17 protein-coding genes are annotated in these 22,747 nt (G+C 72.0%); 4 read left to right on the forward strand and 13 right to left on the reverse strand.

The window, feature by feature from the left end:
- Positions 1-9: 9 nt before the first annotated feature.
- Together pulA and ACPPVO_RS58920 are read right to left on the reverse strand one after the other, a co-directional pair.
- Positions 10-5,760: a pullulanase-type alpha-1,6-glucosidase gene (gene pulA, locus ACPPVO_RS58915; RefSeq protein ID WP_426508607.1), complete on the reverse strand. Its 5,751-nt coding sequence runs from the start codon at positions 5,758-5,760 to the stop codon at positions 10-12.
- A 77-nt stretch (positions 5,761-5,837) separates the two neighbouring features.
- Complete coding sequence (locus tag ACPPVO_RS58920; protein WP_426508609.1) at positions 5,838-6,287, reverse strand: MarR family winged helix-turn-helix transcriptional regulator; 450 nt, start codon at positions 6,285-6,287, stop codon at positions 5,838-5,840.
- 75 nt (positions 6,288-6,362) lie between these two features.
- On the opposite strand from ACPPVO_RS58920, the gene ACPPVO_RS58925 reads away from it, so the two are divergent.
- Both ACPPVO_RS58925 and ACPPVO_RS58930 read left to right on the forward strand, forming a co-directional pair.
- Positions 6,363-6,704, forward strand: a complete 342-nt coding sequence (locus ACPPVO_RS58925; protein ID WP_426508611.1) for a PadR family transcriptional regulator — start codon at positions 6,363-6,365, stop codon at positions 6,702-6,704.
- A complete protein-coding gene (locus ACPPVO_RS58930) occupies positions 6,701-7,144 on the forward strand; it encodes an HAAS signaling domain-containing protein (protein WP_426508613.1) in 444 nt (147 codons plus the stop codon). The genes ACPPVO_RS58925 and ACPPVO_RS58930 overlap by 4 nt, the downstream gene beginning before the upstream one ends.
- A 21-nt stretch (positions 7,145-7,165) precedes the next feature.
- Here ACPPVO_RS58930 and ggt read toward each other — a convergent pair whose 3' ends face one another.
- On the reverse strand, positions 7,166-8,941 hold the full coding sequence (gene ggt, locus ACPPVO_RS58935) for a gamma-glutamyltransferase (RefSeq protein WP_426508614.1): 1,776 nt from the start codon (positions 8,939-8,941) through the stop codon (positions 7,166-7,168).
- Between the two features lie 42 nt (positions 8,942-8,983).
- The gene (locus ACPPVO_RS58940; RefSeq protein WP_426508615.1) at positions 8,984-9,970 is read right to left on the reverse strand and encodes a GlxA family transcriptional regulator; all 987 of its coding nucleotides are present in this window, start codon (positions 9,968-9,970) and stop codon (positions 8,984-8,986) included.
- A gap of 19 nt (positions 9,971-9,989) precedes the next feature.
- Here ACPPVO_RS58940 and ACPPVO_RS58945 point away from each other — a divergent pair, with 19 nt between their 5' ends.
- Complete coding sequence (locus tag ACPPVO_RS58945) at positions 9,990-11,318, forward strand: MFS transporter (protein ID WP_426514911.1); 1,329 nt, start codon at positions 9,990-9,992, stop codon at positions 11,316-11,318.
- Positions 11,319-11,376: 58 nt separating this feature from the next.
- Here ACPPVO_RS58945 and ACPPVO_RS58950 read toward each other — a convergent pair whose 3' ends face one another.
- From ACPPVO_RS58950 to ACPPVO_RS58985, 8 genes are all read right to left on the reverse strand, one after another.
- Complete coding sequence (locus tag ACPPVO_RS58950) at positions 11,377-12,033, reverse strand: hypothetical protein (RefSeq protein WP_426508617.1); 657 nt, start codon at positions 12,031-12,033, stop codon at positions 11,377-11,379.
- Between the two features lie 417 nt (positions 12,034-12,450).
- Positions 12,451-14,010 (reverse strand): aldehyde dehydrogenase family protein, encoded by a 1,560-nt coding sequence (locus ACPPVO_RS58955; protein ID WP_426508619.1) that lies wholly within the window; start codon positions 14,008-14,010, stop codon positions 12,451-12,453.
- A gap of 73 nt (positions 14,011-14,083) precedes the next feature.
- Complete coding sequence (locus tag ACPPVO_RS58960) at positions 14,084-14,518, reverse strand: T3SS (YopN, CesT) and YbjN peptide-binding chaperone 1 (RefSeq protein ID WP_426508621.1); 435 nt, start codon at positions 14,516-14,518, stop codon at positions 14,084-14,086.
- A gap of 34 nt (positions 14,519-14,552) precedes the next feature.
- A complete protein-coding gene (locus ACPPVO_RS58965) occupies positions 14,553-15,101 on the reverse strand; it encodes a hypothetical protein (RefSeq protein WP_426508622.1) in 549 nt (182 codons plus the stop codon).
- 341 nt (positions 15,102-15,442) lie between these two features.
- Positions 15,443-17,470, reverse strand: coding sequence for a glycosyl hydrolase family 28-related protein (locus ACPPVO_RS58970; RefSeq protein ID WP_426508624.1), 2,028 nt, complete (start codon positions 17,468-17,470; stop codon positions 15,443-15,445).
- 494 nt (positions 17,471-17,964) lie between these two features.
- Complete coding sequence (locus tag ACPPVO_RS58975) at positions 17,965-19,236, reverse strand: adenosylmethionine--8-amino-7-oxononanoate transaminase (protein ID WP_426508626.1); 1,272 nt, start codon at positions 19,234-19,236, stop codon at positions 17,965-17,967.
- Positions 19,237-19,250: 14 nt separating this feature from the next.
- On the reverse strand, positions 19,251-19,664 hold the full coding sequence (locus tag ACPPVO_RS58980) for a VOC family protein (RefSeq protein ID WP_426508628.1): 414 nt from the start codon (positions 19,662-19,664) through the stop codon (positions 19,251-19,253).
- A 120-nt stretch (positions 19,665-19,784) separates the two neighbouring features.
- Positions 19,785-20,876 carry a winged helix-turn-helix domain-containing protein gene (locus ACPPVO_RS58985; protein ID WP_426508630.1) on the reverse strand — a complete coding sequence of 364 codons (1,092 nt, stop codon included), beginning with the start codon at positions 20,874-20,876 and terminating at the stop codon, positions 19,785-19,787.
- A gap of 67 nt (positions 20,877-20,943) precedes the next feature.
- Here ACPPVO_RS58985 and ACPPVO_RS58990 point away from each other — a divergent pair, with 67 nt between their 5' ends.
- Positions 20,944-22,305 (forward strand): MFS transporter, encoded by a 1,362-nt coding sequence (locus ACPPVO_RS58990; protein ID WP_426508632.1) that lies wholly within the window; start codon positions 20,944-20,946, stop codon positions 22,303-22,305.
- On the opposite strand, the gene ACPPVO_RS58995 is transcribed toward ACPPVO_RS58990, so the two are convergent.
- Entirely contained in the window at positions 22,291-22,656 is a 366-nt protein-coding gene (locus ACPPVO_RS58995) for a hypothetical protein (protein WP_426508633.1), read from the reverse strand. The two genes, ACPPVO_RS58990 and ACPPVO_RS58995, sit on opposite strands and share 15 nt — an antisense overlap.
- Positions 22,657-22,747: the final 91 nt, after the last annotated feature.

Genomic DNA, 22,747 nt, shown 5'->3' on the forward strand with positions numbered 1-22,747 from the left:
GCGCTCATCTCATTCCTGTACGAACACCGCCACCGTCCGTGCCGGCACCGTGAACGCTCCGTGGGCGCTGTCGAATGTGGACTGCCGGGTCACCGGGTCCGCCGAGGCGGCCTGGACCGGGTGCAGCGAGACATGCGCCCCGCGGTACGCCGGCACCGTCTGGGTCGTGGCCACCGCGCCGGCGTTGAACACGACCACCAGCGACCGCCAGTGGCCGTCCAGCCCGCGCGCGTCGAGCACCATGGTGATCACGCCCGGGGTGGCCTGCGGCCCCGACAGCGGGAAGCTCAGCCGCTGCTGCACCTGCGCCGCCGTGCCGAGGGAGAACACCGGCGAGCCGGCCCGGATGCGCTGCAGCTCCTGGAAGCGCGCCGAGGCCAGGTCGACCGCGGCGCAGCCCGGCACGAGCGCCGGGTTCGCCAGCAGCGGCTGCGCGTACTGCCACTTGTCCTGGTTGTCCGCGGCGGGCGGGAGCCCGGCCCCGAAACCGTTGCCGTCGGCGCAGTCCCAGCGGATCTGGTTGAACCAGTCGCCGGAGTTGAACGAGTTGCGGTCGAGGGACTTCGAGCGCAGCCGGTCGGAGCCGGCCGTGACGAACCCCGTGCCCTGCCCGAGGATCGTCGTGGCCAGCGCCAGCACCTGCAGCCGGGCCCGCTGCTCGGCGGTCGTGCCGGCGGGCAGCTTGTACGCCATCGCGTCGTAGAGGATCTCGTTGTCGTGCGCGTCGACGTACGTCACCGCCTCGCTCGGCGAGCGCGTGTACCCGGCCGGCGAGCCGTTGTAGTCGACCTGCGCGCCGGTGACGTGGTGCCCGGCCGAGTCGGTGAACTCGTACGCGGCCAGGTTCCCGGTGAGCCCCACCTGGATGAGGTCCTGGTAGTGCAGCAGCCGGGCCTTCTGCTCCTCGGCGCTGCCGTTGACCGGGTCCCCGTTGGGGTCGGTGTACAGGCCGGTGGCGAAGCCCTGGATGTGCGGGTTGCCGTCGAACGGGCCGCCGCCGCGCACCGCGTCGCGGAGCCGGTCGTTGAACGTCCCCACGCCGGTGCCGGCCATGTTGGCCTGCGTGGCCTGCACGAACCGGGCGTCGCCGGCGACCTCGCCGAAGTTCCAGCCCTCGCCGTACAGCAGGATCTTCTTCCCGTCGACCCCGTCCCTGGCCACCGTGAGCTGGTCGAGCGCGGCCCGGACGGCGAGGATGTTCGCCTTCGGGTGGTGGCCCATCAGGTCGAAGCGGAAGCCGTCGACCTTGTACTGCTTGGCCCACTGCACGATCGAGTCGACCACGAGCTTGCCCATCATCGCGTTCTCCGGCGCGGTGTTGGCGCAGCAGGTGGAGTTGGCGACGGTGCCGTCGTCGAGCAGCCGCTGGTAGTAGCCGGGCACGATCTGGTCGAGCACCGAGTACTGGTCGGTGCCGGCCGCGGTGGTGTGGTTGTACACGACGTCCATGACCACGCGCAGGCCCGCGTTGTTCAGCCCCGCGACCATCTGGCGGAACTGGGTGATCCGCGGGGTGCCCTGCGGGTCGGTCGCGTACGAGCCCTCGGGCGCGTTGTAGTGGAACGGGTCGTAGCCCCAGTTGTAGCCGTCCCGGTCGGCCACCTGCGCGACGCACGCCTGCTGCTGCGCGGAGTCCGGCGGCAGCGCGGCGAGGTCGCACGGCGGCTGGGCCTGGTCGGCGCGCACCTCGGGGATGGTGGCGATGTCGAAGACCGGCAGCAGGTGCACGTACGACGTGCCGGCCTGGGCCAGCTGCCGCAGGTGCTGCATGCCGGCCGACTGCGGCTGGGCGAAGGCGAGGTAGGTGCCGCGCTGCGCGGCCGGCACGGTCTCGTCGGCCATGGAGAAGTCGCGCACCGACAGCTCGGTGATCTGCGGGCGCGCCGGGGCCGGCGGCTTGCGCAGGTCGCCCCAGCCGGACGGGCGCAGCGCCGAGTCCGACAGGTCGGTGAGCTGGCTGTGGGTGCCGTTGGCGGCCAGGGACACCGAGTACGGGTCGGTGACGCTCGCCGTGGTGACCGCGCGCACGGCCGGCTGGTACGCCGTGACCCGGAACTTGTAGTAAAGGTTCTTCCAGCTCTTGTCGCCGCTCACCGACCACACGCCGGTGCGCTCGTCGCGGCGCATGGCCACGATCTGCGGCGGCTGCTTGACATCGCGGTACAGCTCCAGCGCCACGGTCTGGGCGGTCGGCGCCCAGACGCTCACGCCCGGCCGCCCGCCGTCGAACGCCGGGCCCAGCCGCGCGCTCACCGCGGCGCCGTAGAGGTCGTCGAGGGCGCCGGCCAGCTGCACCCCGGTCGCCTCGGTGACCTGCCCGGACGCGTCGCGCTCGACCGCCACGACCTGCCCGCGCAGGGCCGCGGTGAACGCGTCGCGGTCCCCGTCGACGTGGAAGGTCTGGTATGCCCACAGGTGCGGGAACTTCGCCCGCTGGGTCTCGGTGAGGTTGCCCGGCACCGCGGTCATTCCGAGCTTCGTGGCGTTGCCCACGACCTGCCCGTCGACGACGGTGAGCCCGCCGGCCGGCGCGGACCACAGCTCGTAGCCGTGCCCGTCGGTCGGGCCGGCCCGCCACGCGACAGTGTTCCGGTCGATCCAGACCGCCTTGGACTTGGTCACGTCGGTGTCGGGCGTGCCCTGGGCCGGGATCGGCAGCAGGTACTTCTCCTGCCCCGACAGGATCCACACCTCGTGCCCGACGGTGACGAGGTCCAGCGCCTGGTCGGCGGGCAGGTCCTTGGTGTCGCCCTTGTGCACGATGTAGTTGAGCAGCGGGGCGTTATCGGCCAGCGGCACGGTGAACGTCACCCCGAAGGCGTCGGTGCCCGACGGCGGCAGCGGGCTGCCCCAGTCGGTGCCGGTCGCCGCGCCCGTCCACACGTGCAGGCCCCAGCCGTCGTAATCGCCGGCCGGGCGGCGGTAGTGCAGCACCGCGGTGTGCTCGGCCGCGGCCCGGGTCGGGTGCACGGCCGACTCACCGGAGCGCACCCACGCCTCGCCCTGGGCGCTGGGCAGCACCGACTGGTCCGCGCCCGGATCCTTGGTGTCGCCGTTGTGCACGATGAAGTTGACCGGCTTGGACGGGTCGGCGACGGGCACGTGCCAGTAGGCGCCGAACGAGTCCACCCCGTCCGGCGGGCGCGGGCTCGGCCAGTCGGTCGCGGTGCCGGGGGCGAGGCCGTCGCCCCACAGGTGCAGGCCCCAGCCGGCGTAGTTGCCGTCCGGGCGCCCGTAGTGGATCGAAACGCTGCCGGTGGCGGCCGCCTCGGAGGTGTAGATGGTCGCATCTCCCTGCTTGAGCCAGATCTCCGGATGTTTCGTCGGGTCGAGCGATCGGTCGGCCTCGACGTCCTTGACGCCGTTGTGGTCGACGACCAGGAAGCCCATGTTCGTGGCGCCCGGCTTCAGCTTGACCCATGCGAAGCGTCCGTACGAGTCCTCCCCGGCGAATGGCGCGCCCGCCGGCCAGCTCATCGGGTCCTGGATGTCGCCCCAGGCGTACAGGCTCCAGTCGTCGTAGCCGCCCGCCGGCCGCTGGTAGTGCACGACGGCGTAGTCGGCCGACGCGGCGCTCGGCGGCGTGCCGACCTTCGTGGTGATCCGGGCTTCGGCGGTACGTCCTGAGCCGTCGCGAACCACGGCCTTGTACTCGAGCTTCGTGCCGGCCGCGAGCCCGTCGAGGTCGTGGTAGGCCGCGTACGGGCCGGCCTGGTCGGTGCCGAGCAGCTTCCAGGCGCCGTCGCCGGCCCGCGCCGCGAACGTGACGGTGGACAGCGGGTCGCCGTTGACGCTCGCCCTGACCTGCGCGACGCCCGCCGGGGCGGGGTCCACGGCCAGGGTGATCTGCGGCTTGGCGGTCGCCTTCGCGATCTGGCCCCGCGCCTTGAACACCAACGTGGTCAGCGCCGGGATGCTCAGCTGGAGCCCGCCGTTGCCCGCGGTCGCGGCGATGGCGCCGGTGCTCGGGTAGAGCTGGTCGAAGGTGGTGCTCGCCATCGACGTCGGGATCGTGACCGTCTTCGTGCCGGTGCCGTTGTTGCTGGCCACCACGTACTCGACCCGCTGGTCCGGGTCGATGCGGGAGAAGGCGAAGACGTTCTGGTCGGCGTAGCGCGTCACCTGCACGCCCTGGCGCAGGCCCGGGTTGTGCTCGCGCAGGTCGGCCAGGCTCGCGATGGTCCGGTAGATCGGGTGGTTCGTGTCGTAGTGCGCGACCGCGTGGGTGGTGTCGGTGCCGAGCAGGTCGTCGTCGAGGTAGTCCGCGGTCTTCGTGGCGAACATGTCCTGCCGCGCGTCCTTGTCCCCGCCGGCCCCGGTGAAGCCCTGCTCGTCGCCGGAGTACACGACCGGCTGGCCGCGGGTGAGGAACATGAGCTCGTGGCCGAGCTCGTCGCGGCGCAGGTGCGTGGCCGGGTCGGTGCCGCCGGTGGCGACGAAGTACCCGATGCGGCCCATGTCGTGGTTGCCGAGGAAGGTCGGCAGGTACTGCGCGCTCGTGCCGGCCGAGGTGTACATGTCGTCCTGGGCGTACATGTCGGCGAGCTCCTGGCCCGAGCCGCCCTTGGCCACGAAGTCGGCCGCGGCCTGCTGGAACGGGAAGTCCAGGGTCGCCGGGAGCCGGCCCTTGCGCACGTACCGCGAGTCGAACGCCGGGTTCGCGTCGTACACCTCGCCGAACATGAAGAAGTCCGGCTTGCCGGCCTTCTCGGCCGCGGACTCGACGCCCTGCACGAACTGCGGCCAGAACGGCAGGTCGACGTGCTTGGTGGTGTCGATGCGGTACCCGTCGATGCCGCTGTCGCGGACCCAGTCCGAGTAGATCTTCGTCATGCCCTTGACGACCTCGGGCCGCTCGGTCCACAGGTCGTCGAGGCCGAAGAAGTCGCCGTACTCCGCGTTCTCCCCGCTGAACGTCGAGTCGCCGCGGTTGTGGTACATCGTCGGGTCGTTGAGCCAGGCCGGCTGCTTGACCGTCTTGTCGCTCTCGCTCGGGAAGACCGGCGTGTAGGGGAACGACTGCGCGTTGACCGGCGGGAACCCGTGCGTGCCGTCGGCGTAGTTGCTGTCGTCGAACTTGTTGCCGTTGGCGTCCTTGTACGGGTAGTCGGTCTTGTTGCGGTACGTGTACTGGTTCTGCGCGTAGCGGATGACGTCGGCGGTGTGGTTGGTGATGACGTCGAGGTAGATCTTGATCCCGCGCTGGTGCGCCTTGCGCGTGAGGACCTTGAGGTCCTCCTTGGTGCCGAAGTGCGGGTCGATCTGGGTGAAGTCGGTGATCCAGTAGCCGTGGTACCCGGCCGAGACGTCGGCCCCGCTGCCCTGCACCGGGCGGTTCTTGAACACCGGCGCGAGCCAGATCGCAGTGGTGCCCAGGCCCTGGATGTAGTCGAGCTTGTCGATGACGCCCTTGAGGTCGCCGCCGTGGTAGAAGCCCTTGTCGGTGGGGTCGTAGCCGGTGCTGAGCCGGTCGCCGCCCAGTCCGCCCGTGTTGTTGCCCGGGTCGCCGTCGGCGAAGCGGTCGGCGAGCACGAAGTAGAACTGCTCGGCCCGCTTGGCCTTGCCCTTGTCCTGCTGGCCGGCTTCGCCGGCGAGGAGGCTCGCGATCGAGGGCTCTCCGGCCCACTCGGGCACGCCCTCCGCGGAGTAGCTCGTCGGGCGCTGCGCGACGTCCGGGGTGCGCGGGTTGTCCCCGGGGACCGCGGCCAGCACGGCGAGGGTCGTGAGGATGCCTAACGTCAGGTGCTTGGCGGACGGCATGGCGGGCCTACCTCTCTGGCGAGGTGGGCACCGTATCGACCGATGGAGATCCTTACAAGCCTTGACAAGCAGGCATTTCAGCTTTTCAGGCTCGCGTTTATCGCGTCGCTGATCTGCTTCAGCTGCTCGACCTGCTGCGGGGTGAGCGGGTCGAACAGGTGGGTCCGGACCGTCTCGACGTGCCCGGGCGCCGCGGCCTCGAGCGCGGCGAAGCCCTCCTCGGTGAGGTCGGCGAACTGCCCGCGCTTGTCGTCGTCGCAGTCGCGGCGCTTGACCCAGCCCCGGGCCTCGAGCTTGGTGACGGCGTGCGAGAGACGGCTGCGCGACGAGCGCGTCTTGATCGCCAGCTCGCTCATGCGCAGCGAGCGACCCTGGGACTCCGACAGCACGACCAGGATCTCGTAGTAGGCGTGCGGCATGCCGGCGTCGTGCTGGAGCTCGCGGTCGAGCCGGTCGATCAGCAGCGTGGTCGAGCTGTAGAAGGCGCGCCAGGCGGCCTGCTCTTCCTCGTCGAGCCAGCGGGTCATGACATTCATTTTTGCATGTTCAGAAAACGGTTTCGCTCCTGTTGCTACCTTGCGACACAAGGTACTGTGCCAGACATGGAAGTACCCGGCTCGCTGTCGACGGCGCTGCGCCGCGGCACCCTGGAGTTCTGCGTGCTGGCCCTCATGGAGCAGGAGGAGCAGTACGGCGTGGAGCTCGTCCGCCGCCTGGGCGCGGAGCGGACCCTGACCACCAGCGAGGGCACGCTGTACCCGATGCTCGCCCGCCTGCGCCGCGCCGGCTGGGTCGAGACGACCTGGCGCGAGTCCCCCAGCGGACCGCCCCGGCGCTACTACGCCCTCACCCAGCACGGCCGGGCGGCGCTGCGGCACTTCCGCGAGGAGTGGGCGGCGTTCCGCACCACAGTTGACCGAATTGTCGGAACGAGGGCGGCATGAACACCTACGATGACCTGGTCAACGACTACCTTCACGCCGTCGAGCAGGCCTTGGCCGGCGTCCCCGCGAACCGGCGCGCCGAGCTGCTCGCCGACCTCTCCGAGCACATCTCGGCCAAGCGCGCCGAGATCGCGCCGGGCGAGGAGACCGAGGTCGAGGTGCGCTCGATCCTCGAGCTGCTGGGCGACCCCGACGAGGTGGCCGCGGAGGCCCGGCTCGACGATCCGCACTCCGCGCCGATACTCATCGAGCCGAAGAAGAAGTCGGCCGCGCTGATCTGGGTCATCATCACGATCGCCGCGGTGGCTTCGCTGTGCGTCGTCGTCGGCGTGCTGGGCGCCGCGTTCCTGGCGTTCCGAGGTGGGGACGGCACCAGCGGTGGCGGACCAGCGCCGCTGCCGGAGGCCTCGGTGATCGCCCCGACCCCCTCGTCGTCGTAGGGGGCCGGGGCGCACCCCGATCTAGCGGACGGTGCCGGCCGAGCCGGTGCCCCGCCGGACGGGTTCGGCGCAGGCCAGGAGCTTGCCGTGGGGCAGGAACTCGATGGCGGTGGCCGCGCCGATCTCGGCCATCGGCGTGAACGTGTGGCCGAGCCCGGCGAGCGCGGTGCCCTCGGGCGAGGCGATGAACGCCGGCTCCGCGGTGACGCTCACGCTGTTGCGCTGCGAGGCGCGCGGGGCCGCGACCGCCTGCGGCAGGCTCATGCCGAGGTCGAGGCGGTTGACCAGGATCTGCAGCACGGTGGTGATGATCGTCGAGCCGCCCGGCGAGCCGACCGCGAGGAACGGCTTGCCGTGCTGGAGCACGATCGTCGGGGCCATGGAGCTGCGCGGCCGCTTGCCTGGGCCGGGCAGGTTCGGGTCGTCCGCGGTGCCCTGGGTGTTCGTGAAGTTGAAGTCGGTCAGCTCGTTGTTGAGCAGGAAGCCGCGGCCCGGCACGACGATCCCGTTGCCGCCGATCTGCTCGATGGTCAGGGTGTACTCCACGACGTTGCCCCACTTGTCGGCCACCGTGAGGTTGGTCGTCGACTGGCCCTTGTCCGGGCTCGCCCCGCCCGGCGCGGTGGCGCAGTGACGGTCGTACCGCCCGTCGGGGTTGCCCGGCGGCACCGGCTTGGCGAGCGCCTTCGCCGGATCGATCTGGCAGGCCCGCTCGCCCGCGAAGCCGTCGGTCAGCAGCGCGTCGAGCAGCGGCCGGGGCGTGTAGTCGCCGACGTACCGGTTGCGGTCGGCGAAGGCCAGGGCGCTCGCCTCGAGGTACCGGTGCAGCGCCTGGGTCTTCTCGAGCTTCGACAGGTTGGAGCGCTCGAGGATGTTCAGCGCCTCGCCGACGGTGGAGCCGCCGGAGGACGGCGTCGCCATGCCGTAGACGTCGTAGCCGCGGTACGAGATCCGGGTCGGCGCCGGGTTGCGCACGTCGTAGGCGCGCAGGTCGTCGATCGTCATGCCGCCGGGGCGGATCGGGTACTGCCAGGCCTGGCCCGGGTTCGCGGCCACCGGCGGGTGCTGCACGGTCGAGACGATGTCCCGGCCGACGTCGCCGCTGTAGAAGACGCCGGTGCCGCGGCGGGCGACGAGGTCGTAGGTCGCGGCCAGGTCGGGGTTGCGCAGCGTGCTGCCGACGGCGGGCGGGGCGCCGCCGGGCAGGAACAGCTGGGCCGTCGGCCCGAACTGCGCGAACGCGGCGGCGTTGTCCTTGACCTGCTGGTTGAAGGTCGCGTCGACGGTGAAGCCGTCGCGGGCGACCTGGGCGGCGGGGCGCAGCGCGGCCGCGAGCGGGCGGGAGCCCCAGCGCCGGGCCGCCTCCTGCCAGGTCGCGAGGGATCCCGGTACACCCGCGGACAGCCCGCTGACGCGTGCCTCCTGGAAGGCGAGGGGCTGGCCGGTGGCCGGGTCGACGAAGGCCGTCGCGCCCATCGACTGCGGCGCGGCCTCCCGGCCGTCGAGGGTGGAGACGCGGCCGGTGCGGGCGTCGTAGTACACGAAGAACCCACCCCCGCCGATGCCGGAGGAGAAGGGCTCGGTCACGCCCAGCGTGGCCGCGACCGCGAGCGCGGCGTCGACCGCGTTGCCGCCGTCGCGCAGGACCTTGAGGCCGGCCGCGGTGGCGGTGGGGTCGACGGACGCGACCGCGCCGCCGTACCCCGTCGCGGTGGGCCCGTTCGTGCTCGCGGCGGCCGCGGGGGCCGCGGGGGCGAGCAGGACCGGGACGAGTAGCAGGGGGATGAGCCTTCGCACGGGTACCTCCCAGAGAGATCGACGGCGATCGCTCATCCCTGCCTACCCGCCGACGCCCTCCGGCACAACCCGGAAGGTGCGGCGGTAGGCGCTGGGGGCGACCCCGATCGTGTTCTGCAGGTGCTGGCGCAGCCCGGCGGCCGTGCCCAGGCCGGAGCGGCGCGCGACCACCTCGACCGGCAGGTTGGTGCTCTCCAGCAGGGCGCGGGCGTGGTCGACGCGCCGCTGCAGCAGCCAGCGCGCGGGGCTCACCCCGGTCTCCTCGCGGAACCGGCGGGTGAACGTGCGCACGCTCATGTTGGCGTGCGCGGCCAGGTCCTGCAGGGACAGCGGCGCATCCAGCCGCTCGGCCGCCCACGAACGGGTGGCGGCCAGCGTGGCGTCGGCGGGACGCGGCAGGGGGCGCTCGATGTACTGCGCCTGCCCGCCGTCGCGCCACGGCGGCACCACGCTGCGCCGGGCCGCGCGGTTGGCGACCTCGCTGCCGAAGTCGGTGCGCACCACGTGCAGGCACAGGTCGATGCCGGCCCCGACCCCGGCGCTGGTCAGCACGTCGCCGTCATCTACGAAGAGTACGTCGGCGTCGAGCTTGACCTGCGGGAAGAACTCCCGGAACCGCTCCGCCCACCACCAGTGCGTCGTCGCCGGGCGCTCGTCCAGCAGCCCGGCCGCGGCCAGCACGAACGCGCCGGTGCAGATCGACATGACCCGCTTGCCGGCCTCGTGGGCGCTCCGCAGCGCCCGGGCGACGGCGGGGTCCAGGGTGCCGCGCTCGACCGGGTCGCCGCGGTGAATCCCGGCCACGACCACGGTTTCGGCGCGCTCCAGGATCTCCAGCCCGTGCTCCGGCAGGACCTTGTAGCCGGCCGAGGTCTCGACCGGAAGCCCTCCGGGGCTGCAGACGGCGATCTGGTACTTCCGGTGCCCGGTCTCGTCCCGGGCGGTGCCGAAGATCTGCGTCGGCGTACCCAGGTCGAAGGACACCACGCCGTCGAGCGCGATCACGGCCACGAGGTGCTGCTCGGTCATGGCTCAATTCTTGCGTACGTTGGCTTTCGGGCCACTCGTTCTCCGGTACCGAATCCGCTGCAATAGTCTCGTGAAGAGATTGCACCCGGCCTGGCTCGTCGCCGCCGTCGCGTTCGTCGCCCTCGTCGGCGCCGCGGGCTTCCGCGCGACCCCGGGCGTGCTCATCCATCCGCTGCACGACGAGTTCGGCTGGTCGCTGGGCACCATCTCGCTGGCCGTGTCGATCAACCTGCTGCTGTTCGGCCTGACCGCCCCGTTCGCCGCCGCGCTGATGGAGCGCTTCGGCGTCCGCCGGGTCGTCGCGTACGCGCTGCTGCTCGTCTCGGCCGGCAGCGGCCTGACGGTGTTCATGAAGCACAGCTGGGAGCTCATCGCCCTGTGGGGCGTGCTCGTCGGCCTCGGCACCGGCTCCATGGCGCTGGCCTTCGTGGCCACCGTCACCGGGCGCTGGTTCGTGAAGCGCCGCGGCCTGGTCACCGGCGTGCTCACCGCCGGCGGCGCGGCCGGCCAGCTCGTCTTCCTGCCCCTGCTGGCCCTGCTCACCGACGCGCACGGCTGGCGCGCGGCCGCGCTGACGGTGGCGGGCGCGGCCCTCGCCGTGGTGCCGCTGGTCCTGTGGCGCCTGCGGGACCACCCGGCGGAGCTGGGCGTGGCCGCGTACGGCGCGACCGACGTCTCCGTGGACGCGCCGGTCGGCAGCGGCGGCGCGGCCCGCCGGGCCCTCGGGGCCCTGCGCACGGCGTCCCGCTCGCCCGCGTTCTGGCTGCTGGCGGGCGGCTTCGCGATCTGCGGGGCGACCACGAACGGTCTGATCGGCACCCACTTCATCCCGGCCGCGCACGACCACGGGATGACCGAGCCGACGGCCGCCTCGCTGCTCGCGCTCGTCGGGCTCTTCGATATCGCGGGCACGATCGCCTCGGGCTGGCTGACCGACCGCATGGACAGCCGCATCCTGCTCGGCTGGTACTACGCCCTGCGCGGGCTGTCGCTGCTCGTGCTGCCGGCGCTGTTCGCGGCGACGGTCCGGCCCAGCATGCTCGTGTTCATCCTGTTCTACGGCCTGGACTGGGTGGCGACGGTACCGCCGACAGTCGCGCTGTGCCGCGAGTACTTCGGCGCGAGCGGCCCCGTCGTCTTCGGCTGGGTCTTCGCGTCCCACCAGTTCGGCGCGGCGATCGCGGCGACTTCGACGGGCCTGCTGCGCGACCGGCTCGGCAACTACGACATGGCCTGGTACATCGCGGGCGGCCTGTCCATCACGGCCGCGGCGCTGTCCCTGCTGCTGTTCAAGGCCCGCCAGTCCAAGGCCCCGGCCCCGACGCCCGCGGTCGCCGCGGTGGCCTAAGCCTTTTGCTGAAGCGGCCGGGCTCTCTCCGGGCCCGGCCGCTTCGACTACCTACCTGTTAGCGCCGCCGGCGCCTGGTGCGGGCCGCGAACAGCAGGCTCCCGCCGCCGAAAACGGTCGCCAGGCCCAGCTGCAGCATCGCCGCGATCGGCGTGCCCGTCACCGCGAGCGCGCTGCCGGCCGCCTGCACGGTGATCGCCATCTTCAGGCTGTGCGGCAGCCCGTTCGGCCCGACCCCCGCGGCCACGAGCTGGTGCGCCCCGACCACGAGGTCCGGCGGCACCCGCACCGGCTTGCTGAAGTTGCCCTGCCCGTCGGTGACGACGGTGCCGAGCTCGATGGGCGTGGAGTACACGACGATGGTGGCCGTCGAGTACGCCATGAAGCCTGTCCCGATCACCACGATGTCCTGCCCCGGCTCCGCCCTCGTGATCAGCCCCTGGTCGGTGGTGAGCGTCAGGTCGGTGTCGGGCGGCGTGGCCGGGATCACCGGTGCGGTCGGCGTGGCCTCGCTGGACGGCCCCGCCGCGGCGGAGTCCCCGAGCGGGTGGTTGGTGACGACCGTGATCGTGTACGTCGCCTGACCACTACTGCCGACATGCCCGCCGGCGCCAGTCAGCCCACTACCGCCGACCCGCCCGATCACGCCGCCCTGACCGGCCGCATCGCTCCCGCCGGCCCGGTCACTCCGCCCGACCCGACCAGCCTTGGCCACCGAGCCAGTCTTACCGTCCCGACCGACGCTACTTTCCCGGCCAGCCTTACTTTCCCGGCCAGCCTTACTTTCCCGGCCAGCCTTACCGTCCCGGCCAGCCTTACCGTCCCGAGAAGCCTTACCGTCCCGGCCAGTCTTGCCGCGCCGATCGGCCTTACCGTCCCGATCGACCTTGGCCGCCCGATCGACGTGACCGGCCATTCCCGCGCCGGCGTTCCACCCCGGCCCGGCCTGGGCCGCGAAGCCCGCCTGTGGCACGGCCAACGCCCCGCACCTGGCGAGCACCGCCACCGCGGCCCAGCGCGTCGACCGTGCCCCCTTCTCCCGCAAGATCACTGTTTCCCGCCGTCCATAGCTCCCGCGCCGCCTCCAGCACGAGTCGCCCCTCCGACGGGAAATTTACGGCAAATATCCGATTTAATCCGAGACGAGCCGATAATCCAGGTCCGGCGAAATCGTCAGCGTGTCCATCTGCGCCCGCTGCAGCCGCCCCGAGTAGTCCCAGTTCATCGACTGCCAGCGCGTGAACTGGTCGAGCACCCAGACCCCGGACTGCCGGCTCCCGTTGCCCGACCGCCCGTTGCCCCCGAACGGCAGGTGCGCCTCCGCCCCCGACGTCGAGTTGTTGATGCTGACCATCCCGGCCCGCGTGCCCCGCCGGAACGTGAACGCCTTGCGCGGATCGGTGGTGTAGATCGCGGCCGACAACCCGTAGCCGGGCGCGTCCGCGAGCTCGATCGCCTCCTCCAGCGCCGAGTACCGCACCACGCCCACCAGCGGCCCGAACGTCTCCTGCTGGAACACCTTGTCCTCGGGCCGCACCCCGTGCACGAGCACCGGGTGGTAGAACAGCCCGGCCGCCGGGTCGCCGACGAACCCGGCCCGCGGGTTGTCCGCCGTGATCCGCCCGACCCCCGACGAGCCCGACACGCGGTGGTGGTCCTCGATCCACTCGAGATAGCCCTCGTACCGCTCCGCGAACCGCTCGCTCATCAGCGGCCCGTAGAGCACCGAGGCGTCGGCGGGGTCCCCGACGACCGCCCCCTGCACCGCGTCCTCGAGCCGCCGCGTGAACTCGTCCAGCACGCTGTCATGCACGATCAGCGTCCCCAGCGAGGTGCAGCGCTGCCCCGCGGTGCCGAAGCCGGCGAAGAGGGCCCCGTGCACCGCCAGGTCGAGGTCGGCGTCCTCGGTGATGACCATCGGGTTCTTCCCGCCGAGCTCCAGGCAGGCGCTCTGCAGGTGCCGCCCGGCGAGCTCGCCGATGCGTGCCCCGACCTCGGACGAGCCCGTGAACCCGACCTTGTCGATGAGCTGCTCACGGAGCCCGGACTCGAGCCCGGCGTAGGTCGTCGGCCCGTCGCAGTACACCACCTCGAAAACGCCCTCGGGCACCCCCGCGCGGCGGATCAGCTCGGCGAACGCCTCGGCGCACCCCGCCGCGTACTCCGCCGGCTTCCACACCACCGCGTTGCCGCACAGGAGGGCCGGCACGAGATACCAGCTCGGGACCGCCACCGGGAAGTTGCCCGCGGTCACGATCGCCGCGACCCCCACCGGCACCCGGAACGTGAACAGCTGCTTGTCGGGCATCTCGCTCGGCACGGTCTGCCCGTAGAGCCGCCGCCCCTCGCCGAGGAAGAAGTCGCAGGTGTCGACGATCTCCTGGACCTCGCCGCGGGCCTCGCCCAGCGTCTTGCCGACCTCGCGGGTGACGAGCGCGGCGAGCGCCTCGAAGTTGGCCTCCACCAGGCGGCCGAGGTTGGCCACGACCCGCCCGCGCACCGGCGCCGGCACGTCGGCCCAGGCCTTCTGCGCGCGGCGGGCGGAGCGGCAGGCGGCGACGAAGGTGTCGGCGTCGGCGAGCGCGACCTCGGCCACGACGTCGTCCAGCCGGGAGGGGTTGAGAGAGGGGATGCGGTGCTCGGTGGCGGTGACCGGTCGGCCCCCGACGGTCGAGACGATGAGGCGGTTCATGGGTCTCATCTTGGACCCGGGGTCTGACACTTTTGGAACGGTCATCCGGATCGTCGCTCTGTGTGTCGTATCGCTAACTCGGCGTCTCCGCCGGGTCGAACGCCAGCCGGCCGCCGAACTGGTCCCGGAGCCGCTCGTCGTAGTAGTCCGCGGTGTCGGCGACCCAGTCGCAGGCGTTGCTGAGCTCGATCGGGTCCAGCGTGGACGCGAGCATCTCGACCGCCGCGAACACGCTCTCGTCGCGCCAGAACAGCCGGATGAAGTTGAGCCGCCCGTTGAGCTCGTTGAGCTCGGCCAGCAGCTCGGGCGAGCACGCCAGCTGCCGCAGCAGGGGCGAGAACACGCGCACGAACGGCGGCTCGCTGGCGATCAGGCGCAGATACACGACCGCGGTCCCGCTGCGGATCGCGATCGGCCGGTCGACGAGGTCTGCGGGCACGTCCTGGCCGCCGAGGTACTCGGTGACGAGCCCGTGCACCCTCGCCCGTAAGGCCCCGTCTATCGACACACGTCCACGATACAAGTGACGCGCACGCCCGCCGTCAGCCGCTCTTGCCGGGCCGCCCGGGCGGCAGGAACCCGCGCCGGCGGGCCTCCTTCACCCACCGGTGCGCGGTGCTCACGGGCACCCCGTGCCGGTCGGCCAGATCGCACGCGGGGCGGGCCGAGGCCGCGGCGAACTCGAGGTACACGTCGGCGACCTGCCGATAGAACAAGTCGGGCCGCCCCCGCAGCCGTCCGGGCCCGGCCGGAGCCGCGCGCACGACGGCCAGCGCCGGCTCGACCATCTCCCAGCCGATGTCCTCGGCCACCGGCGGCGCGACGGGTCGGGCCCGAAGGCTGAGCACCGGAGTTGTACCTCCGGCCGCTTCCCCGGCCGCCAGCTGCGCGTTGGCCGCCGCCTCGATGCGCCCGACCGGGATGGCGCGCAGCAGTTCGGCGCTCGGCGTCCCGTCGATGCGCAGCCCGGTCAGCACGAGCCGGCCACCCGCACCCACAGCGACGCGCACCAGCACCGCCCCGGCCAGCGGGGGCTCGTCCTGGCGCCATTCGTACCAGCCATCGGCGACTGGAAAGAGGCGGCCCCGCACGCCCGCAAGGCTAATCCACAATTCCGCAAATCAACAATTGCGCTCACCTAGACGTCTAGATACGCTTATCCGGACCCACCAGCCACAAGGTGTTCGGACCGGGGGGCGGTCGCATGCCGGTGGCTCGTCCGCGTCGAAGTCGGGGGAACGGGGCGACGCGGACGGTGGCCGCCGAGCGGAGCGTGTACAGGCGCGATCCGCTCGGCGGCGTCGGCGCACAAAGCCGCGGTCGCGGGGTCTCGCCGGGCCCCGCGACCGCTTTTGCGCATCCGGCGCCACGCCTGAACGAAGCGCCCCCGCCGGTCCGGAGATCGGCGGGGGCGCTCTGGTTCAGGCGATTATCACCACGGCTGCGGAGCCGGGGGTGCCACGACCGGCGGGCGGTCGTCGCAGGTGATGGTGTTCGGCAGCTCCCACGGCGCCAGCCACGGGCCCGTGGTCCCACCGCCGTCGTTGCCGCCCAGGTCGGTCAGGGAGAACTCCGAGCCGGCCGGGGTGAAGTGGAACGAGCCGCAGTTGTTCACGCCGACCGCGCCCACGTTGCGGGCGTCGACGTTCTCGAAGGTCGCCGAGCCGGCCACGCGGGCCGAGACGACCGACGTGCCGGTACCGTCCACCTTGATGTCCTTGAAGTGGACGTTCGTGATCGAGTACTGGTCCTTCACGGGGAAGTCGACGACCAGCATGATCGCGTTGTACGTGTTGTCGAGGAAGTTGTCGCCCACGACCTGGATGTTCGCGTCCATGTTGCGCTCGAGCGCGTACAGCCAGATCGCGCCCAGGCCGATGTTCCAGTTGAGCTCGTAGGTCCCGGCCCGGACCGTGGTGTTGTTCGTGACGTTGATCGTGCCGGCGAACGGCTGGGCGCCGAAGCGGGTGCCCAGGTGCAGCGCGCTGCCCTCGCGGATCGGGTCCGCGACCAGGTTGCCGGAGACCGTGATGTCCTGGCCGCCGTAGATCGCGATGCCGTTGGCCAGCGTCGGGGTCTGCACGGTGTTGTGGTCGAACGTGTTGTTCGCGTCCGCGGTCGTCTCCGACCACATCGCCAGCGCGTCGTCGCCCGTGTTGCGGAAGAAGCTGTTCGACACGGACGAGTTCGTGACGCCGGTGTGGAAGTTCAGGCCGTCGGCGATCTGGTCGACGACCGTGGTGTTGGTGACCTTGGTGTTGTTCATCGGGCCGTCGAACCACAGGCCCACCTTCGTGTGCTGGATGTACAGCCCGTCGATGGTGGAGTCCGACATCGCCCCGCCGATGCCGTTCACCTGATCGGTGTCGATGCGCTCGCGCACGTCACCGACGATCGAGAAGCCCGACAGGTGCACGTTACGACTGCCGCCGTCCTGCGCGTACTTGCCGTAGAAGCCGACCCCGGTGTGGATCGACTTGTCGGGCGCGGGCTCGCTGAGCGCGACCTCGTGCCCCTTGATGATGGTGTACCAGGAGCCCGCGCCCTCGACCGTGACGTTGTCCACGACGATGTGCCGGTTCACCTGGTACGTGCCCGGCGGCACGTACACCTTCAGGTGCGTCCACTTGGCGAACGCGATAGCCATGTCGAACGCGTCCGCGGAGTCGCGCTTGCCGGTCGGGTCCGCGCCGAAGAACAGCACGTTCGACGCGATCAGGTCGATCTTCGGGGCGGCGACCAGCTGCGAGTCGAGCAGGTCGATCGCGGTCCAGGCGGCGTTGCTGCCGGCCGGCACCGCGAGCCGGACCTTGTCGCCCGCCTTGTACGTCTTGCCCAGCAGCAGCCGCTGCTCGTCGTAGAAGTGGAACGGCCGGAACGGCTTGCTGATCTGCGGCGCCGGCGACGTGGCGGCCGGCACGCAGCCGCACTCGGTGATCCACCAGTCGGCGTGCAGCAGGTCCGCGTTGGGGTCGTTGGTGAACGGATACTGGTTGTACAGCCAGGAGTACTGCGAGGTCAGCGAGATCGTCTGCTTGGACTTGCCGTTCACCGTCACGTCCAGCGGCGCGGTGATGCCGCCGCCATTCGGGGCGTCCGGGATGCTGTAGCGGACGTTGATGGCGTTCGCCGCGCTCGGCAGCGTGAACTCGACGTACTGCCCGGGCGTGAGCTTGACCGCCGACCGGCCGGAGGCCTCCGCCGGCAGCGTGTACGCCGCGCGATCCGGTCCGATGACCACCCCGTTGGTCTTGGCGTTCTCCGCCTCCTGCTCGGCGAAGCCGACGTTGGCGCCCCGGCCCGCGACCAGCGCGGGGTCCAGGCCCGCCCGCGTCACGGCCGGCGCCGCCGAAGCGGCGTAGGCGGTGGTGCCACCGGCGACGATGAGCCCGAGGCCGACGGCGGCCGCGGTCGCCGCCGCGGACCACCGCGGTGGTGCTCCTGTGGTGCTCCGTGACATCGATTGACTCGTTTCTCTCGGGTAGGCGGTCGCACCCAGATGCATCGAGATGGCGGGACGTCGAGCGGGGTGAAGGGGTGTACACCTCGGACGCTCGAGGCGGGGTGGGAGCGGACGCCGTGGAGTGAGGTGACATTAGGGCGGCCGCACGCCCTTGCACAAGGCCTTGCGACATAATTGCGTAACACTGCCGCCTTCTTGCACGGCACGATGTCCCAAATGGACGGACTAGGCAACTTCCGCAACGACGGAAGCCGCCGCAACCCCGGCGCACGCGGCGCTCAGACGGGTTTGCGCCAAGGCACTCAGACCGATTGCGGCGCGATGCTCAGATCCGATTGCGCGCGGCCCTCCAGATCCGATTGCGCGCGGCCCTCCAGATCCGATTGCGCGCGGCCCTCCAGATCCGATTGCGCGCGGCCCTCCAGATCCGATTGCGCGCGGCCCTCCAGATCCGATTGCGCGCCGCGCTCAGATCCGATTGCGCGCCGCGCTCAAGCCGCTTCCGCCGCGGCGACCACGGCCGCGCAGACGGCGGCCAGATCGAGGTCGCCCGTGACGTACGGCGGCATCGTGTAAACCAGATCGCGGAACGGCCGCAGCCAGACCCCGTGCCCGACCGCGGCGGCCGTGGCCGCGGCCATGTCCACGTCGTGGTCGAGCTGCACGACGCCGATCGCGCCGAGCACGCGCACGTCGCGCACCCCCGGCAGCTTCCACGCCGGCTCGAGGCCCGCACGCAGCCCGGACTCGATGCGGCGCACGTTGCCGGCCCAGTCGCCGGCGAGCAGCAGGTCGATCGAGGCGTTCGCGACGGCCGAGGCGAGCGGGTTGCCCATGAACGTCGGCCCGTGGGCGAGCACGGGGGTCTCGCCGCGGCTGATGCCGGCGGCGACGCGCGGCACGCAGAGGGTGGCCCCCATCGAGAGGTACCCGCCGGTCATCGCCTTGCCCACGCACATCACGTCGGGCGCGACCCCGGCGTGGTCGGCCGCGAACAGCTCGCCGGTGCGACCGAAGCCGGTGGCGATCTCGTCGAACACGAGCAGCACGTCGTGCTCGTCGGCGAGCTCGCGCAGTGCGGTGAGGTACCGCGGGCTGTGAAAACGCATCCCGCCCGCCCCCTGCACGACGGGTTCGACGATGATGCCGGCGATCTCGTCGCGGCGCTCACGCAGTGTCTCGGCGATCCTCGCCACATAGCCCGGGTCGTACTCGACCGGCGGCATCGGCACGAAGACCTGCTCGGGCAGCACACCGCGCCACAGGCTGTGCATGCCGCCGTCGGGGTCGGTGACCGACATGGGGTGGAACGTGTCGCCGTGGTAGCCGCCGCGCCAGGTGAGCATCCGGCGCTTCCCGGTGCGGCCCAGCGAGCGGTGGTACTGCAGGCACATCTTCACCGCGACCTCGACGGCCACCGAGCCGGAGTCGCACAGGAACACGTGCCGCAGCGGGCCGGGCGTGATGTCGACGAGCGTCTTGGCCAGGCGGATCGCGGGCTCGTGGGTGAGGCCGCCGAACATGACGTGGCTCATGCGCCCGAGCTGGTCGGTCACGGCGGCGTCGAGGGCCGGGTGCCGGTACCCGTGAATCGCCGCCCACCACGAGGACATCCCGTCGACGAGCTCCCGGCCGTCGGCCAGGGTCAGCCGCACGCCCGATGCCGACGAGACCACCAGCGGCGGCTGCGTAGCCGGCATCGGAGCGTACGGGTGCCAGACATGCTCGCGATCGAGCGCGGTCAGCTCATCCTCGGTGGGCATGCCCCCGAGATTAGTCAGCCCTGCGGTTGGGTGATGTTGACCATCCACTGGATGCCGAACTGGTCGACGCAGGAGCCGAACTCGTCGCCCCACATCTGCTTCTCCAGCGGCATGGAGACCTTGCCGCTGGAGGACAGCTTCTCCCAGTACCCGCGCAGCTCCGTGGCATCGTCGCCACTCAGGCTGACCGTGATGTGGTCACCGGGGGTGAGCGTCATGTTCGGCGGCGTGTCGGACGCCATGATCGTGTACCCGGCCGGGCTTTCCAGCTGCGCGTGCATGATCTGATCGGCGATCGCCGTGTCGTCGGAGCCGTACTCGCCGAACGTGTTCATGCGCAGCTCGCCGCCGAACACGCTCTGGTAGAACTCCATCGCCTGTCGGGCGTTGCCCCGGAAATTGATGTACGGGTTGAGCCTCGAAGCCACAGCAAACTCCTTTGGTCGTGTGACGGGCGCGATTAACCGCAGCCTAGTTCGCCGTGCGGGCGCGGGACCCCGATGCGGAAAAGGTTCACGCCAAGGCCGACACCGATGGCCGGGAGCCGTTCAAGCCTGGGCGGCGAGCGCGTCCCCGAGGGCCGTACGCCGGTACAGCACCGACCGCCCCGCCCGCGCCGAACGCACCAGCCCGCACCGCCGCAGCACCGCGAGATGATCACCGACCGCGCCGGCGGCCAGCCCGAGCCGCCCCGCGAGCTGCGTGGTGCTGGCCGGTTCCTCCAGAGCCAGCAGCAGCCGGGCCCGCGACCGCCCGACGAGCTCCCCGAGCGCCCCACCGCTGACCGGCGCCCCCTCCCAGAGCGCCGCGACCCCGCGGGCCGGATAGACGAGCGCCCGCCGCCACGGCGGATCGGTGTAGATCCCGATCCCGGGCCAGACCAGCGCGGACGGCACCAGCAGCAGCCCCGCCCCATCGGAGGCGACCGTCCGCACGCCCGCCCCGCCGATTTCCTCCCGCGCGACCGAACCGGCGATCCCTGCGACCGAACCGGCGATCCCTGCGACCGAACCGGCGGTCCCCGCCGCCGCAACGGAGGCCACCGTCGGCGCAACGGGCGGCTCCGCCGGAACCGTGATCTCCACGGCCCCGTCGTGCCAGCGCACGCGTCGATGCAGGCCCGCGAACGCCGCCGCCCAGCCGCCCTCGCCCAGCCGCCCCGCGCGGTACACCACGTCGCTCTCGCAGATCGCGCGCAGCTGCGGCCAGTCCGCCGCCAGCAGCGTCAGCCACGCCTCCTCCAGCGCCGCGGCCAGCCGGGGCACCACGTCGTCGGCGCGGAGCACGGCCAGCGCCGCCGGGCCTATCCGCGGCCCCGCGGACAGCGCCCGCGCGATCTCCCGGCGCGCCACCGGCAACGGCGTCGCCCGTACGGCCGCGAGGTCGTCCTGCCACGTCTGCTGCATCCCGGCCGGCGGCGAACCGACGAAGTCGGCCCCGTACCGCGCGGTGTGCAGCGCCACCACCGCGTCGAGGTCGGTCCCGGCCCGCAGCCGCTCGTAGGCGGGCCGCAGCCGCGCGAACGGCCCTAGCGGCGCCAGCCCGCTCAGCCGCCGCAGCAGCGCGCCGAGCTCGAACAGCGGCGACACCGCGAACCGGGTGTGCAGCAGGTCATCGGCGGCGACCTCGAGCCGGAGCATCCCCCGACCTTACGTCCAGGGACGAATGATTCTCGCGCAAGCGCGGCGCGCGATGAGGCTGAGGGGCATGACCACGTACACGGCGGTGCTGCGCGATCGCACGTTCCGCGTGCTGTTCGGCACCCGGACGCTGAGCATCCTGGCCGACACCCTGCGCATCGTCGCGCTCTCGCTGCTCGTCTACGCCGCCACCGACTCGCCGGCCCTGGCCGCCCTCGCATACGGCATCGGCTTCCTGCCCCAGCTGCTCGGGGCCAGTGTGCTGGGTGCCCTCGCCGACCGCATCCGGCCGCGGCCGCTGATCGTGCTCGGCTACCTCGCCGAGGCCGCCGTCGCCGCGCTGCTCGCCGCCTTCGCGCTACCGGTCTGGGCCGCCCTGGCCCTGGTCGCCGCCGGGGCGCTGCTCACCCCGGTGTTCATGGGCGCCCAGAACGCGCTCATCGCCGAGACCCTCACCGGCGACGCGTACGTGCTGGGCCGCTCCCTCGCCAACGTCGCCTCCTCGCTGGCCCAGCTCGTCGGCATGGCGGGCGCCGGCGTAGCGGTCGCGGTCCTGGGCGGCCGCGACGCGATGCTGCTGGCCGCGCTCGGCCACGTCATCGCCGCGGCCTGGACCCGGCTGTCGCTGGCCGACCGACCCGCCGCCCACGTCGCGGGCCGGGCCGCAGCCGAGGCCAACGCTGACACCGACGACCGACCCGCCACCCGACCCGCCGCCCAGGCCGGCGCCCGAGCCGCCTCCGGGCCGAAGGGCCTCGCCGCGGCCAGCTGGCGCGGGAACGCGGCCCTGCTGCGCGACCGGACCGTCCGCCGCCTGCTACTGGTCCAATGGCTCCCGCCCGCGTTCATCACCGGCGCCGAGGCGCTCATGGTCCCGTACGCGGCCGGTCGTGGCTTCCCCGTCGGCGTCGCCGGCTGGCTGCTCGCCGCGATCCCGGTCGGCATGGTCGGCGGCAACCTGGTCGTCGGCCGGCTGCTCGCACCCGCGCGGCGCGAGCGGCTCGTTCCGGCCCTCATCGCGCTGATGGGCCTGCCGTGCCTGGTCTTCGCCCTCCCCGCGACCCGGGCGGGGCAGCCGGCGTGGCCGGTGCTCGCCGCCGCGCTCGTGCTCGTCGGGGTCGGCTTCGCGTTCGGCCTCGGCGTGCAGGCCGCGTTCCGCGACGCGCTGCCCGCCGACGGCCGTGGCCAGGCGTTCGGGCTGCTCAGCACCGGCCTGATGACCGCGCAGGGCCTGCTACCGGCGCTGGCCGGCCTGCTCGCCGAGGCGCTGCGGCCCGGCCTGGTCGTCGGCGTGCTGGGCGCGGCCACCCTGCTCACCGCGGCGGGTGCGGCCCCAGGGCTTGTACGTCGACAGGACCGTCGCGAACAGCAGCAGCGTGCTGGACACGGCGGGCGCGATGACGAGGTTGAGGCGCTACTGGGCCGGTAGCGCGGCGCCCAGGTCGGAGGCGTCGGCGAGGTTCGGGTACAGCGCGAGGACGACCAGTCCCAGCATCACCGTCACGATGCCGAGCTTCACCGCGACCCACCACCACTTGACCAGCCCCCAGGGCGTGCCGAGGGCGTTGACCACGCCGACCAGCCACACCAGGAACGTCAGCGGAACGAAGAGCACGATGCCGATGAGCCCCTGCGCCGGGTACACCACCGCCCGGTCGGCGGCCCCGCTCAGCCCGGCGATGCCGAGCGTGAGCAGCACCAGGTCGGTGCCGAGCCACCCGACCGCGGTGGCCACGTGCAGCGTCAGGATCGCCTTGCGCCATCTCGGTGTGAATCGCACCCCAACAGCCTGGCAAATCCGCGGCCTCCGGTCGTGGCCCGACGGGCGTAACCGCGCCTACGCCCGCTGTCGTACGCCACTCATCGCGGAT

It is taken from the genome of Dactylosporangium sp. McL0621, assembly GCF_049995355.1.
Taxonomy (GTDB): Bacteria; Actinomycetota; Actinomycetes; order Mycobacteriales; family Micromonosporaceae; genus Dactylosporangium.